11 protein-coding genes are annotated in these 14,220 nt (G+C 62.0%); 7 read left to right on the top strand and 4 right to left on the bottom strand.

All coding sequences use genetic code 11. The features are described from left to right. Positions 1–77: 77 nt before the first annotated feature. The 4 genes from ppk2 to HMPREF2526_RS05325 all read right to left on the bottom strand — a co-directional run bounded on the left by ppk2 (position 78) and on the right by HMPREF2526_RS05325 (position 6,075). Positions 78–977: a polyphosphate kinase 2 gene (ppk2, locus tag HMPREF2526_RS05340; RefSeq protein WP_049154699.1), complete on the bottom strand. Its 900-nt coding sequence runs from the start codon at positions 975–977 to the stop codon at positions 78–80. Between the two features lie 524 nt (positions 978–1,501). Then, a complete protein-coding gene (locus tag HMPREF2526_RS05335) occupies positions 1,502–1,681 on the bottom strand; it encodes a PorH family porin (protein WP_046647186.1) in 180 nt (59 codons plus the stop codon). A gap of 494 nt (positions 1,682–2,175) precedes the next feature. Further along, positions 2,176–3,822 (bottom strand): chaperonin GroEL, encoded by a 1,647-nt coding sequence (groL, locus tag HMPREF2526_RS05330; RefSeq protein WP_046647185.1) that lies wholly within the window; start codon positions 3,820–3,822, stop codon positions 2,176–2,178. Between the two features lie 279 nt (positions 3,823–4,101). Beyond that, the gene (locus HMPREF2526_RS05325) at positions 4,102–6,075 is read right to left on the bottom strand and encodes an OPT family oligopeptide transporter (protein WP_049154698.1); all 1,974 of its coding nucleotides are present in this window, start codon (positions 6,073–6,075) and stop codon (positions 4,102–4,104) included. A 109-nt stretch (positions 6,076–6,184) separates the two neighbouring features. Here HMPREF2526_RS05325 and HMPREF2526_RS05320 point away from each other — a divergent pair, with 109 nt between their 5' ends. From HMPREF2526_RS05320 to HMPREF2526_RS05290, 7 genes are all read left to right on the top strand, one after another. Then, positions 6,185–7,552 (top strand): dipeptidase, encoded by a 1,368-nt coding sequence (locus tag HMPREF2526_RS05320; RefSeq protein WP_046647184.1) that lies wholly within the window; start codon positions 6,185–6,187, stop codon positions 7,550–7,552. Positions 7,553–7,787: 235 nt separating this feature from the next. Then, positions 7,788–10,703: a Na+/H+ antiporter subunit A gene (locus HMPREF2526_RS05315; RefSeq protein WP_070546247.1), complete on the top strand. Its 2,916-nt coding sequence runs from the start codon at positions 7,788–7,790 to the stop codon at positions 10,701–10,703. Beyond that, the gene (locus HMPREF2526_RS05310) at positions 10,703–11,203 is read left to right on the top strand and encodes a Na(+)/H(+) antiporter subunit C (protein ID WP_070546244.1); all 501 of its coding nucleotides are present in this window, start codon (positions 10,703–10,705) and stop codon (positions 11,201–11,203) included. The genes HMPREF2526_RS05315 and HMPREF2526_RS05310 overlap by 1 nt, the downstream gene beginning before the upstream one ends. Further along, a complete protein-coding gene (locus HMPREF2526_RS05305) occupies positions 11,196–12,992 on the top strand; it encodes a Na+/H+ antiporter subunit D (RefSeq protein ID WP_070546242.1) in 1,797 nt (598 codons plus the stop codon). Before HMPREF2526_RS05310 ends, HMPREF2526_RS05305 begins: the two co-directional genes overlap by 8 nt. Then, positions 12,989–13,507, top strand: coding sequence for a Na+/H+ antiporter subunit E (locus HMPREF2526_RS05300; protein ID WP_070546240.1), 519 nt, complete (start codon positions 12,989–12,991; stop codon positions 13,505–13,507). Before HMPREF2526_RS05305 ends, HMPREF2526_RS05300 begins: the two co-directional genes overlap by 4 nt. Continuing rightward, a complete protein-coding gene (locus HMPREF2526_RS05295) occupies positions 13,507–13,779 on the top strand; it encodes a monovalent cation/H+ antiporter complex subunit F (RefSeq protein WP_046647179.1) in 273 nt (90 codons plus the stop codon). Before HMPREF2526_RS05300 ends, HMPREF2526_RS05295 begins: the two co-directional genes overlap by 1 nt. Continuing rightward, positions 13,776–14,156 (top strand): monovalent cation/H(+) antiporter subunit G, encoded by a 381-nt coding sequence (locus tag HMPREF2526_RS05290; protein WP_070516178.1) that lies wholly within the window; start codon positions 13,776–13,778, stop codon positions 14,154–14,156. Before HMPREF2526_RS05295 ends, HMPREF2526_RS05290 begins: the two co-directional genes overlap by 4 nt. Positions 14,157–14,220: the final 64 nt, after the last annotated feature.

Genomic DNA, 14,220 nt, shown 5'->3' with positions numbered 1-14,220 from the left:
CAGGATTTCCTGCCGCCTCTTCTCTTTATGCCTGGCGCAAATTCGCGAGCCGCTAATGAGCGGTCAATGTGACGTGACTAGTCACCGATCTGGTCGCGACCACGCTTGACGATCTTGTCGTCCACCTGGTCAACGAGCTCGTGGTCCTTGTTGGTGTACTCAAACTTGGAGAGCACGTAGCGCATCGCGTTAATGCGGGCGCGCTTCTTGTCGTTGGACTTGATGGTGATCCACGGAGACTCTTCAGTGTCGGTGTAACGGAACTGCTCCTCCTTGGCGCGGGTGTAATCATCCCACTTATCCAGAGAGGCCAAGTCCATGGGCGAAAGCTTCCACTGACGGACCGGGTCGATCTGGCGGATGGCGAAGCGGGTGCGCTGCTCCTTACGGGTCACGGAGAACCACAGCTTTGTCAGCGAAATGCCGGAGCCGAGAATCATGTTCTCCAGCATCGGAACCTCGCGCAGGAACTCTGCGTGCTGGGATTCCGTACAGAAGCCCATGACGCGCTCCACGCCGGAACGGTTGTACCAGGAGCGGTCAAAGAAGACGATTTCACCGCCGCACGGGAAGTGCTGAATATAGCGCTGGAAGTACCACGACGTGGATTCGCGCGGGGACGGCTTCTCCAGCGCTACGGTGCGGGCACCACGCGGGTTGAGGTGCTCGTTGAAACGCTTGATAGTGCCGCCCTTACCTGCAGCATCGCGGCCCTCAAAGAGGATAATGTGGCGCTGGCCGGTTTCCTTGGTCCAGTTCTGCCACTTCAACAGCTCGATCTGCAGGGAGCGCTTGATGGACTCGTACTCATCGCGCGTCATGCGCTCTTCGTATGGGTAGTTCTCGCGCCAAGTCTCAACCGGCGAGCCATCCGGCATGATGAGCGAGGGATCGTCTTCATCGGAGTCATCGACGACGTAGCCGTCGGTCTGCGCAAGGTCGATCTCGGGGAGTTCGTCGTCTTTAATGTCAGCCATGCCAATAATTCTATCTATGAAACAGGCATCCGGCGCGATAAAACTGGTTGCCGCCGCCCAATTTACCCCCGTAGTGGCAAACGGGCGGCAGCAGCCGCCCAGAATGTACGTTTCTCACAAATAGTGCCCCCAAAACTCGAAGATCTGGGGCCTTAATTGATCGATCCGTACCCGCCCTGCTTACGCGACGGTACGTTTTCGCATTCAAGGCTCGGAAAGCGCATGATCCTAAGAGCATGTTTGCGAAAACGTACCGCGTCGCTGCACTAGCCGGTCAGGGTTATAGAAATGAGAAACCCCGCTGCCCAAAGTGGGTCAGCGGGGTTAACGCTTAGTTCTGCGTGAACAGCGTGCTGCTTAGAGCAGGCCGATCAGCTTCTTGGCGCCGGAAGCAGCGTCGCCCAGAGCGTAGAGAAGCGGCAGGATGAGGCCGAAGATGCCGGTGGAAGACAGGGTTTCCATTTTAAAATCTCCTTGGGATTGAAAGTGTGTGTATTAAGTGCGCCCTTCAGAAGGGCACAAGATTACTTCGTGGAGGACAGGGCGTCCAGCTTGGAGGTGTCCGGGGTTACCTCAACGGAGTCAGCGGTAGCAGCACCAGCGATGATGTCGAAAGCCTTAGCGAAGCCCTGGAAGAGGTTCTTGATGCCGGAAGCGAAGTCAGCGAAGTTGCCCAGCTGATCAGCAACGAAAGAAAGATCCATTATGGTCTCCTTTTGTGAAGTCCGGACTCAGAAGTGCCCGGAGGGGTTTGCGGTTTTGCAGACACCCTCAGCGGGCGTCACAAGAAACTATTTTGGCACACCTCCCCAACTTTGCAAGCGTTTAGGCGAGTTAATTTTTCGAATGAAGAGTATTGCGGTTCAAGCATGCAACGAGCGTTATTTATTCACTCGACCTTAACCTAACCAGCAACAACGCCCCTAACTGCGGAAATAAACAGCATCAGGCGCGAGGCTCCAAGAAATTTTCCACAGAACGTAACGCTAGCCCCTCCACTAGCGATTCATAGGCCTGACAAACAAAGTAAAAGCGAGAAATATTTTCCGCAAGAACATGCTCGCCTACCCCCATCCGGGGTAGTGCAAGGACACAAAAAGGTCTCAGAACAGAGAACGCTCCCCACGGTTGACCGTGGGGAGCGTTCGTTTTGCTACTGGCTGCGGCCGCGAGACGCCTCAGTCCGGGGAGCTAAGCATTAGAAGCCCATGCCGCCCATTGCGTCGGGGTCCGGCATGCCAGCGCCTGCACCGGCCGGCTCCGGCTTATCAGCCACAACTGCCTCGGTGGTCAGGAACAGGGCCGCGATGGACGCAGCGTTCTGCAGTGCGGAACGGGTGACCTTGACCGGGTCATTGATGCCAGCGGCCATGAGGTCCACGTACTCGCCAGTAGCAGCGTTAAGGCCCTGACCAGCCGGCAGGGACGCAACCTTGTCCGCAACAACGCCCGGCTCCAGGCCAGCGTTCTGAGCAATCTGCTTCAGCGGAGCAGACAGTGCCTCACGGACGATCTTGACGCCGGTTGCCTCGTCACCGGTGAGGTCAGAGAGGGAATCCAGGACATCAGCTGCCTGCAGCAGGGCCACGCCACCGCCGGCGACGATGCCCTCTTCGACGGCTGCCTTAGCGTTGCGCACGGCGTCCTCGATGCGGTGCTTGCGCTCCTTGAGCTCAACCTCCGTAGCGGCACCGACCTTGAGGACTGCCACGCCGCCGGCCAGCTTGGCCAAGCGCTCCTGCAGCTTCTCGCGGTCGTAGTCGGAATCGGAATTCTCGATCTCGGCGCGGATCTGCTTGATGCGGCCGTCGATCTGCTCCTGGGAGCCAGCGCCCTGAACGATGGTGGTCTCGTCCTTGGTCACGACAACCTTGCGTGCCTGGCCGAGGTACTCGATCTCAGCGGTCTCCAGGGACAGGCCGACCTCCTCGGAGATGACCTGGCCGCCGGTGAGGATAGCCATGTCCTGCAGGGTGGCCTTGCGGCGGTCGCCGAAGCCCGGAGCCTTCACGGCAACGGACTTGAAGGTGCCGCGGATCTTGTTGACCACGAGGGTGGACAGGGCCTCGCCCTCAACATCCTCAGCGATAATCAGCAGCGGCTTGCCGGTCTGCATGACCTTCTCCAGCAGCGGAACGAGGTCCTTGATGTTGGAGACCTTGGAGGAAACCAGCAGGATGTACGGATCCTCGAGGACAGCCTCCTGGCGCTCCATGTCGGTAGCGAAGTAGCCAGAGATGTAGCCCTTATCGAAGCGCATGCCTTCGGTGACCTCAAGGTCGACGCCGAAGGTGTTGGACTCCTCAACGGTAATAACGGAGTCCTTGTTTACGGAGCCGTTGCCCACGGTGTACATAGCCTCGGCGATCTTCTCGCCGATTGCCGGGTCAGCAGCGGAGATACCAGCGGTGGTGGCGATCTCTTCCTGGGTCTCTACTTCCTTCGCGGAGGAGAGCAGGGAGTCAACAACCTTCTTGGTAGCGGCCTCGATGCCGCGCTTAATGCCCATCGGGTTAGAACCAGCGGCTACGTTGCGCAGACCCTCACGCACGAGAGCCTGTGCCAGAACGGTAGCGGTGGTGGTGCCGTCACCGGCAACGTCATCAGTCTTCTTAGCTACTTCCTTGACCAGCTCTGCACCGATCTTCTCGTACGGGTCCTCGAGCTCGATCTCGCGCGCGATGGAGACACCGTCGTTGGTAATGGTCGGGGCGCCCCAGGACTTCTCCAGGACGACGTTGCGGCCCTTGGGGCCGAGGGTGACCTTGACGGCGTCGGCAAGCGTGTTGAGACCACGCTCGAGGCCGCGACGTGCCTCTTCATCGAAGGCAATGATCTTTGCCATGTGTTTGTGCTCCTTAAGCTTTGTTGAGGACGACACTCACGTCTGGATCTATGACGGACGCCCGCGACGGCACGGCTGGCGAGTGTTCTCCAGCCCCAACCACATAGATGATTTTGATTCATTTCTGGCACTTGCCATGTGGAAGTGCTAGCGACCATTCTGGCACTCAGACCTACCGACTGCAAGATTCAACACGAACGGGCGGTGCGAAAGCACCGCCCATCAAAGTAAACTGCCCGCTAGATCGAACCGCCCGTCACAACGAAGTCCCTGTCGCTCTTAGGACGCAGCCTTCTTCGCCGTCCACTTATACGCCGCGGCAATGCCGGCAACGAAGAGGATGACGCCCACGAACTTGGCTGCCGTGCCGCCCTCGAAGATCTCCAGCGGGGAATCGCCGCCCGACGCCGCGATGATGCCCGCATTGACCACGCCGAAGAGCGACTCACCCACGATGAGGCCGGTGGCCAACAGCGTGCCCATGCGCTTGGCAAAGTCCGGCTTGGACTGGCGGGCCGCCCACCGGTTGTAGAAGTAGCCCAAGAACGCACCGATCGGCACCACAATGGTGATGGCTGCCGGCAGGTACATGCCCATGCCCACGGCCAGCGGGGACAGGGAGTACTTGTCGGTGAAGTGGCGCAGGCACTCGTCCACGATGATGATGACGGCACCAATCGCCGCGCCCAGACCGATGAGATCCCACGGCAGCGAGTTATCAAAAATGCCAGATGCCACCGAGGACATCAGAGCAGCCTGCGGGGCAGCCAGCGCGTCCTCACCGGCGCCCTCCATGCCCTGGAAGCCGAAGCCGGTGAGCATGACCTGCAGAATCGGCGGAATCACCAGGGAGCCGAAGAGGACACCGATAATGAGCGCTACCTGCTGCTTCCACGGCGTCGCACCGACCAGCTGACCGGTCTTGAGGTCCTGCAGGTTGTCATTGGAAATAGTCGCGATACCGAAAACAATGGCCGCAGTAAACAGCGTGTAGGCCACCAGCGACAGCGGCTCCGCGTCCGTCCCGCGGGTCACGGCGGCAATAATCAGCGCGGCAGCGATGACCGCGATGATGCCGATGGAGGAAATCGGCGAGTTGGAGGCACCGATGAGGCCAGCCATGTAGCCACACACCGACGCGATGATCAGGCCCACGAGCAAGGTGAAGAGTACGGAGACCGTGATGAGGACGGCCATGTGGTCGTGAATATCGGTGCCGCGCACGAAGTTCCACAGCAGCAGACCAATCGGAATCATCAGGACCAGGATGGTGCCAATGACATAGGGCGCCGGAATATCGCGCTCCTCCACCGCTACCTGCTGCCCGCCCTTGCGGTCACGGGAGGAGGCGAAGGACTCAGCCATGCCCTTGGCAATCGGGCCGGTGATCTTGATCAGCGTCCAGATCGCGGCGATAGCCATGGTGCCCACGCCGATGAAACGAATCCGGCCGGAGAAGACGGAATCAACAGTGTCCATGAGCGTGGCCGGATCACCCAGCCCCTCACCACCGGTGAGGATGGGCAGCAGGATGAGGTAGGAGATGACCACGCCGACGAGCATCGCAATACCCACGGCCAAGCCCACGAGGTGGCCCACGCCGACCAGCGCCAGCGAGAGGGAGCTACCCAGCGTCGTCGCGCCCGGGCCCAGCTTGAAGTAGGTGGCCACCTCGGAGGCGGCTGCCTTCATAGCCGCCAGCAGTGCCATGACGGCAGAAAGGATGCCGCCAAAAAGGATGACGTGCAGGCCCTTCGTGTTCTCTTCGTGGGCGGCCTCGCCCTCCTCACCGGTGCTATCGCCCACCTTGAGGACCTCCGCCGCGGCCACGCCTTCCGGATAGGGCAGGTCCGAGCCCGTCACCAGCGCACGGCGCAACGGAATGGAGTACATCACGCCGAGCACACCGCCGATGGCGCAGACCGCGGCGGTATCGATAAAGGAAAAGCCCTGCCAGTAGCCCACCATGACCAAGCCCGGGAGCACGAAGATGATCGCGGACAACGTGCCGGCCGCAGAGGCGATGGTCTGCACGATGTTGTTTTCCTTGATGTTGTGCCCGGCAAAACGGCGCAGCACCGCCATGGAGATCACGGCGGCGGGAATGGACGTAGCGAACGTCAGGCCCACCTTGAGGCCCAGATACACGTTGGCGGCGGTAAAGATAAGAGTGATGAGCCCACCAATGATGATGCCGCGCAGCGTGAGCTCGCGGAGCGTGGACTGGGAACCTTCGGCGGTGGTAGACGCCATGTCAGGTCCTTTCTAAAAAGAACTTATAAACAATATGGACTAGAACCGTGCATATGTTACTACCTAGCGGCCGGTAGGCCGAGTTGAGGATCCGAGTAGGTTGGAGTGCATGACCAAGATTTCTGAGTTTGTGAACAATGACCGCGACACTATTTTCAACCAGCTCAAGGAGCTCGTCTCCTTCAATTCCGTCCACAATGAGCCGGGTCTAGAGGACCAGACCGCGAAGGCGGCGGAGTGGGTCCACGCCGCGCTTGTCGACGCCAACTTCACCCCCGAGGCCATCACTACCGCTGACGGTTCCACGGCGATCGTCGCCAAGCGCCCCGGCAAGGAGGGCGCGAAGACGGTGCTGCTGTACTCGCACTACGACGTGGTTCCTGCCGGAAACCCCGACGCGTGGGAGTCGGATCCCTTCACCCTGACTGAGCGCGATGGCCGCTGGTACGGCCGCGGTGCGGCTGACTGCAAGGGCAACGTCGCCATGCACCTGGCAGCCCTGCGCGCGCTCGACGCCAACGGTGGAACCGACCTCAACCTCACCGTGCTTATTGAGGGCTCCGAGGAACGCGGCGGCGAGGGCCTGTCCGCACTCATCGAGGAGCGCCCTGAGCTCTTCGCGGCCGACGCGATTCTCATCGCCGATGCCGGCAACGCCAAGGTAGGTGTCCCGACGCTGACGACCTCCCTGCGCGGCGGCTCGCAGATCAACGTCAAGGTCTCCACCCTCCACTCGGCCGTGCACTCCGGCCAGTTCGGCGGCGCGGCTCCCGACGCCGTCAAGGCGCTCATGCGCACGCTAGATTCCCTGACGGATGAGTATGGCCGCACGACTATCGACGGCGTCGATTGCGAGGGCACCTGGCCGCTGGCTGAGGGGCAGGACACCGCCTACAGCGAGGAGAACTTCCGCGCTGATGCCCAGATGCTCGAGGGCACCGAGGTCATGGGCGCGCAGGACCCGGCCGGTGCCACCGCTATCGCGGATATGATTTGGGCCCGCCCGGCAGTGACCATCACCGGCTTTACTTCCACCCCGGTGGCCGAGGCCGTCAACGCTGTGCCCGCCACCGCAGAAGCCAACATCAACCTGCGCACGCCCGCCACCATGGATCCCCGCGCCACCGCGGAGGCCGTGGCCGAGCACCTGAAGAAGCACGTCCCGTGGGGCGCACACATCGAGGTCACCATCTTGGAGGCCAACCTGGGATTCGAGACCGACCCGGCAAAGCCCGCGGTGGCTCTGCTCGGCGAGTGCCTCGGCGAGGCATTCGGTGGGGAGACCATCACCCAGGGCATGGGCGGATCCATCCCGCTGACCGTGGAGTTGCAGGAGAAGCACCCAAACGCGGAGATCGCACTCTTCGGCGTCGAGGAGCCGCAGTGCACTATCCACTCTGCTAACGAGTCGGTCGACCCGACCGAGATTGAAAAGATCGCCATCGCCGAGGCGCTCTTCCTCCAGCGCTTCGCCTAAGCGCACCACAGCGCCGCCCCCGTGGCCCGGGCATCCCGGGCGGGCGGCGCAGTACCCCTCCAACCTGGGCCGCTGACGACGTGGAAGAACGCCAACAGGAGACGCATATATGACTGTATGAAATGAAAAAGTGAAAATTGGGATTTCAGACTGTATCGTGAGCACTAGTAGACGCCCGCCAGTGCGGTGGGTTTAGCCCAGTCCCCCGACAAGGAAAGGACGCCACCGCAACCTCGTGCTCACTCTCTTTTGCGCCTTGGTTCTAACCACCATCGCCGCTCCCTTCCTGATTTTCTATCTCGGCCGCCGTGCCTTCGGCCTCTTGGCAATAGTGCCCGCGGTTGGGTTCTTCTGGGTGCTCCAACGGCTGACCGATGGCACGCTGCGCGACGGCAACCAGCTGGCCTATGACCTCAACTGGATGCCAGCAGCGCACCTCAATGTCAGCTTCCGCATGGATGCGCTTTCCGCGTTATTCAGCCTCATCATCTTGGGCGTAGGCGCGCTGGTCCTGCTCTATTGCTGGGGCTATTTCGACCACTCCCGGCGGCGCCTCGCCCTCTTCAGCAGCCAAATGGTGGGCTTTGCCACGGCCATGTATGGCCTGGTGATTTCCGATAATTTCCTGCTGCTCTACGTCTTCTGGGAAATCACCTCCCTGCTGTCTTTCCTCTTGGTGAGCTATTACGGCGAGCGAGCCTCGTCGCGTCGATCAGCGCAGCAGGCGCTCATGGTCACCGTCCTGGGCGGTCTCGCCATGCTGGTGGGTATTACCCTCCTCGGCCGCCAGACCGGCGCGTGGTCCTTCAGCGGTATCGCCGCCACCGAGGACCTCGCCAACACGCCCTACCTCACCGTGGCTATCGTGCTGATTCTCTGTGGTGCGCTCTCCAAGTCCGCCATCGCCCCAGCCCACTTCTGGCTGCCCGGCGCCATGGCCGCACCGACCCCGGTCTCGGCCTACCTGCACTCCGCGGCCATGGTGAAGGCCGGCATCTACCTCGTCGCGCGCCTTGCCCCCTCGGTGCATGACATTCCGACCTGGCACCTCGTGGTCATCCCCCTGGGTGCTTTCACCATGCTGCTCGGCGGCTGGATGGCGCTGAAGCAGCGTGACTTGAAGCTGGTTCTGGCGTATGGCACCGTCTCGCAGCTGGGCTTTATCACCACCATTATCGCCATCGGCTCCCGTGAGGCCATGCAGGCGGGACTGGCGCTGACCTTCGCGCACTCCCTCTTCAAGGCCGCGCTCTTCATGATCGTCGGCGCTATCGACCATTCGACGGGAACCAGGGACATCGACAAGCTTGCGGGCCTGGGCAAGAAGAACCCCGCGCTGTACGTCCTGGCCATCCTCCCCGCGATGTCCATGGCCGGTATCCCGCCCCTGCTGGGCTTCGTGTCCAAGGAAGCCACGCTCGAGGCCATCATGGGCGAGGAGCTTCTGGTCGGCATGCCGCGCAACATGCTGCTTGTCACCGTCGTCGTCGGTTCCGCGCTGACGATGGCCTACGCGCTGCGCTTCTTGTGGGGAGCCTTCTCCTCCAAGGGCCAGGACGAGCCCTCTGAGGCGGTAGCAAACATGCACCACATTGGCCCCTTCCTGTGGATCCCGCCGACGGTACTGACCTTGCTCACCATCTTCTTCGGTCTGCTGCCGCTGCCGCTCTCCCACGGCATCACGCAGCACTTAGACAACACCTTTGGGGCGCAGGACGCCTCCGAGCTCGCCCTGTGGCATGGCTGGACCATCCCGCTGCTGCTCTCCGTGATCATTATCGCTGCGGGTTCCCTTCTCCATTGGCAGCGCCAGGCGCTCACCAAGGCCCAATTCACCTACCCCGCATTGGGCTCTGCCGACGATGCTTACGACGCCATTATCAACGCCCTGCGCCAGCTCTCCCTGCGCATTACCGCCTCCACGCAGCGCGGCTCGCTGCAGTACAACCTCACGGTCATCTTCGCCACGCTCATGGTGCTGCCCATCGTCATGCTCATCCGCGGCGATCTCACCAACGTGCGCATGATCGTGGCCGAAAACCCCTGGCAGGCCATCGCCGCGGTGATCATCATCATCGCCGCCGTGGCCGCCACGGTGCTGGATAACCGCCTCTCCGGGGTCATCCTGGTGGGCGTGACCGGCTACGCCTTGTCCTTCATCTTTGCGCTGCAGGGCGCTCCGGACTTGGCGCTGACGCAGCTCCTCGTGGAAACCATCATCATGGTGCTCTTCATGCTGGTGCTGCGCCGTATGCCGGCTAATACCGAGTGGAAGCAAGATCCCAAGACCGGCCGCCTGCGCGCCTGGCTCGCGGTAGGCGTAGGCCTCGCCGTCACCGTGGTGGGTATGTTTGCCATCAACGCTCGGCGCGAGGAGCCCATCTCGCAGTACATGCCGGAATTGGCCAAGGAGATCGGCCACGGCGCCAACACGGTCAACGTCCTGCTCGTGGACCTGCGTGCGTGGGATACCTTCGGCGAGATCACGGTGCTCGTCATTGCCGCAACAGGTATTGCCTCGCTGATTTTCCGCACGCAGAGCTTCACCCGTGCCTCCCGCCGCCCGACCTTGAAGGTCACCGGCCGCCGCTGGCTGGCCGCGGGCGTGGAATCCGAAAAGGCGCTCAACCGCTCGCTCATGGTGGACGTGAGCACCCGCATCCTCTTCCCCTCGATGATGGTGCTGTCCCTGTACTTCTTCTTCGGTGGCCACAACGCCCCTGGCGGCGGTTTTGCCGGTGGCCTCGTCGCCGCTCTCGCGCTGATCCTGCGCTACCTGGCTGGCGGCCGCGAGGAGCTCGAAGAGGCGCTGCCTCTCGACGGCGGCCGCACCATGGCGGTAGGCCTGCTGCTCTCCCTCAGCGCCGTTATTACCCCGATGCTCTTGGGCTACCCGCCGCTGACCTCTGGGTACACGAAGGTAGGTATACCGCTCATCGGTGATGTGTCGCTGCCGTCCGCGCTGATTTTCGACGCCGGCGTCTACCTCATCGTCATTGGCCTCACGCTCTACGTGCTGTCCTCCTTGGGCGCGAAGCTCGATGAGGAAGAAGAGATGCGTAAGCAACGCGCCCGCGATCGCGCACGCTCCCTGGCGCGCCGCACACAAGCAAAAGAAACCGCTGCCACGGCAGAGAAAGGACACGCCTAATGGATGCCAATCTCGTGCTCCTGCTCGCTGCGGGCGTGCTCTGCGGCACCGGAGTCTACCTGTTGCTCGACCGCGCGATGACCAAAATGCTGCTCGGCATCTTGCTGCTGGGCAACGGCGCGAACCTCTTCATGCTCATGGCTGGCGGCCAAGCCGGCTCGCCGCCTATCGACGGCCGGAACTCCCTCCCCTACGGCGATCAGATCGCCGATCCGCTGGCCCAGGCGATGATCCTCACGGCCATCGTCATTTCGATGGCGCTGACCGGCTTCATCCTCACCTTGGCTTACCGCCAATACCGCTACCGCTCCGCGGACGTGATTGAGGACGACACCGAGGACGCCGCTATCGCGGCGATTGCCTCGCGCCCGGGCAATGCTTCAGCCGCACCTGACCACGACGCGTCTAATGACCCGACCACCGGCCGCACCACCAAGGAAGGCGATAAGTTTGGCCCCGAGTTCTTCGAGGCTCCCGTGAAGGAGGCGACCGATGAGTGAGACCATCTCGCCCCTCGTGGATCTGTTGCTGCCGTATATCAGCTACCTGATCCCCCTGCCGATCATCATCCCGGCCTTGGCTGCTGCGCTGGCGATGCTCTTTGCGCGCAATACCAATGCGCAGCGCCGCATCGCTTTCTTCTCGCTGCTCACGCTCGCCGTGGTGAATGCCGCTCTGATTGCCATCGCGGATACCACCGGCATTCAAACCCTGCAGGTGGGCGGCTGGGACGCGCCGGTGGGCATCACGTTGGTGGCGGACCGTTTGTCCACGGTCATGCTCTTTACCTCCTCCATCGTCCTCTTCTCCGTCATGTGGTACGCGATCGCACAGGGCGTGCGCGACGGCACGAAGGACGAGCCGGTGGCGGCTTTCCTGCCCACCTACATGCTGCTGACCATGGGCGTGAACGTGTCCTTCCTGGCCGGTGACTTGTTCAACCTCTACGTGGGCTTCGAGATCTTCCTCGTAGCTTCCTACGTTTTGCTCACCCTCGGCGCCTCACCGGCGCGCGTGCGGGCCGGCGTGGGCTACGTCATGGTCTCCATGGCGTCCTCGCTCATCTTCGTGCTGGCTTTGGCCTATGTCTACGCCACGGTGGGCACGATGAACATGGCCCAGATTGGCATCCGGATGGAGGATATCCCCGCGGGTACCCGCACCGCGGTGTTCTCCGTGCTGCTCATCGCCTTCGGAATTAAGGCGGCCGTCTTCCCGCTGGATGCCTGGCTACCGGACTCCTACCCCACCGCCCCCTCGCTGGTCACCGCCGTCTTCGCGGGCCTGCTCACCAAGGTTGGTGTCTACGCCATCATCCGCGCGCGCACCTCGATCTTTACTGATGGCGGGCTGGACGTCCTTCTCATGTGGGTCGCACTGGCCACGATGCTCGTGGGTATTTTGGGCGCTATCGCCCAATCGGATATCAAGCGATTGCTGTCCTTCACACTGGTCAGCCACATCGGCTATATGATCTTCGGCGTTGCCCTCGGAACCGCGCAGGGCCTGTCCGGCGCCATCTTCTACGCGGTGCACCACATTCTGGTGCAGACCGCACTGTTCCTGGTGGTGGGCCTCATCGAGCGCCAAGCCGGCACCTCCTCGCTGCGGCGCTTGGGCTCCCTGATCTACACCGCGCCGCTCATCGCCATCTTGTACTTCATCCCGGCCATGAACCTGGGCGGTATCCCGCCCTTCTCCGGCTTCCTGGGCAAGATCATGCTGCTCCAAGCCGGCGCGAATGAAGGTTCCTGGCTGTCCTGGGTCCTCATCGGCGGCGCGGTGGTCACCTCCCTGCTGACCCTCTACGTCATGATCCTCGTGTGGGCCAAGGGTTTCCTGCGCGACCGCGGCGATGCGCCCGAGGGCAACCTCGCCATGGTGCGGCCTTCCCCACTGGGAGAAGTCACCGAGTACGTCGAATTGGAGGAGCGCGATGACGTCGGCCGCGTGCCCTTCGGCATGCTGGCGTCGACCTCCCTGCTCGTCATCGCCTCGGTATCGATGTCCTTCCTGGCGGGCCCCATCTCTGGTGTCACCACCCGCGCGGCCACCTCGGCGCAGGATGATTCCATCTACCGCTATGCCGTCCTGGGTGACTCCGCCGAGGACCCGACGCGTCACTTAGACCCCGCTGAGCGCTACGAGGAGGGCGCGGATTCGCGAAAGAACCGCAGCGAGCCCCTCCCGGATCCGGAACCGGTGGCGCCGACCACGAGGACGTCGCCAAGCACGACGGCTACACTCCCCACGACCGTGGACGATGATGAAAAGGAGGTGACGCGATGAGATTCTCCGGTATTAAGCACCGCTTCCGGCCATGGTTCATGGTGTGGATCGTCGTCATGTGGTGCATGCTCATGGGCGAAGTTACCGTAGCGAACCTGGTGGGTGGCCTGCTCGTCAGCCTCGTCATCGTCTTTGCGCTGCCGCTGCCGGCCATGCCCGTGGCGGGGATTTCGGTGAGCTGGGGCAAACTGCTCGTCTTCATGGCGCAGTGGTTTATAGAGCTCATGGAGGCCTCCATCATGGTCGGCTGGCTGGCGGTGCGCCCGCAGCCGGTGCCGAAGACGGCGATTGTGAAGCTGCCGATGCGAGTGGAGAACGAGTTCATTCTCTCGCTGGCGGTCAGCCTGTATAACCTGCAGCCCGGCGGCACGGTCTCCGATATCGACATTGCCAACCGCATGTTGACCATCCACCTGCTGAACGCCGATTCCGAAGAGGACCTGGAACGCGAAATCGCGGCCGTACGCAAGCTCGAGGCCGATATGATTGCCATCTTTGAAAGGAGCCACCCCTGATGGATACGGACCTGTATAACATCCTGCTCACCGTGGCCGCCGGCTTCCTCGTGGTGGCATTCCTCATCACCACGTGGCGCATCGTCATCGGCCCGAACTCGCTCGACCGGCTCATCGCTATGGACGGACTCGTGGCCATGTTCCAATGCGCCCTGGCCACCTATATCTGCTGGACGCTGGACACGACGGTCTCCAACGCGATGATCGTCGTGGCGCTCCTCGGCTTCATCTCCACGGTCTCTGTCACCCGATTTAGGAAGAGGGATTCATGAGTTACGCACTGATTGCCGATATCCTCTCCATCATCCTCATCCTCGTCGGCTCCATCCTCATCTTGGCGGCCGCGATTGGCGTGGCGCGCTTTAAGGACACGATGGCGCGTGTGCATGCCATCGCCAAACCACAGACCACAGGGCTCATCTTCACCATCGTGGGCGCGATCATCAAGGTGACGGGCTCCGAGGACTTCAGCGTGGCCGAGAGGGGCGACCTGGGAATCCTCGTCTTGCTCGTCCTCTTCGCCATGATCACCAGCCCGGTGACCGCGCAGAGAACCACGCGTATCGCCCGCCGCGAGGGCCTGTACGGTCCCCCGGAATCGATGACACGCAACGAGAGCCCGGCCGCGCGTTCGATGCGCCGAAAGTAAGGACACGGTGCCTTTCTGCCGGGAAATGCGGGGACAATAATATAGGCTGCAAAAGGCACTAATA

It is taken from the genome of Corynebacterium sp. HMSC070E08, from assembly GCF_001808895.1.
In the GTDB taxonomy this organism is placed as follows: domain Bacteria; phylum Actinomycetota; class Actinomycetes; order Mycobacteriales; family Mycobacteriaceae; genus Corynebacterium; species Corynebacterium hiratae.
The sequence above is the reverse complement of the archived record's forward strand: the minus strand, read 5'-3'. Positions and strand labels throughout refer to the sequence as shown.

Excerpts from the sequence above, each read along its gene's own strand:
- ppk2 (WP_049154699.1), bottom strand. The coding sequence starts at position 977 with ATGGCTGACATTAAAGACGACGAACTCCCCGAGATCGACCTTGCGCAG.
- HMPREF2526_RS05335 (WP_046647186.1), bottom strand. The coding sequence starts at position 1,681 with ATGGATCTTTCTTTCGTTGCTGATCAGCTGGGCAACTTCGCTGACTTC.
- groL (WP_046647185.1), bottom strand. The coding sequence starts at position 3,822 with ATGGCAAAGATCATTGCCTTCGATGAAGAGGCACGTCGCGGCCTCGAG.
- HMPREF2526_RS05325 (WP_049154698.1), bottom strand. The coding sequence starts at position 6,075 with ATGGCGTCTACCACCGCCGAAGGTTCCCAGTCCACGCTCCGCGAGCTC.
- HMPREF2526_RS05320 (WP_046647184.1), top strand. The coding sequence starts at position 6,185 with ATGACCAAGATTTCTGAGTTTGTGAACAATGACCGCGACACTATTTTC.
- HMPREF2526_RS05310 (WP_070546244.1), top strand. The coding sequence starts at position 10,703 with ATGGATGCCAATCTCGTGCTCCTGCTCGCTGCGGGCGTGCTCTGCGGC.
- HMPREF2526_RS05305 (WP_070546242.1), top strand. The coding sequence starts at position 11,196 with ATGAGTGAGACCATCTCGCCCCTCGTGGATCTGTTGCTGCCGTATATC.
- HMPREF2526_RS05300 (WP_070546240.1), top strand. The coding sequence starts at position 12,989 with ATGAGATTCTCCGGTATTAAGCACCGCTTCCGGCCATGGTTCATGGTG.
- HMPREF2526_RS05295 (WP_046647179.1), top strand. The coding sequence starts at position 13,507 with ATGGATACGGACCTGTATAACATCCTGCTCACCGTGGCCGCCGGCTTC.
- HMPREF2526_RS05290 (WP_070516178.1), top strand. The coding sequence starts at position 13,776 with ATGAGTTACGCACTGATTGCCGATATCCTCTCCATCATCCTCATCCTC.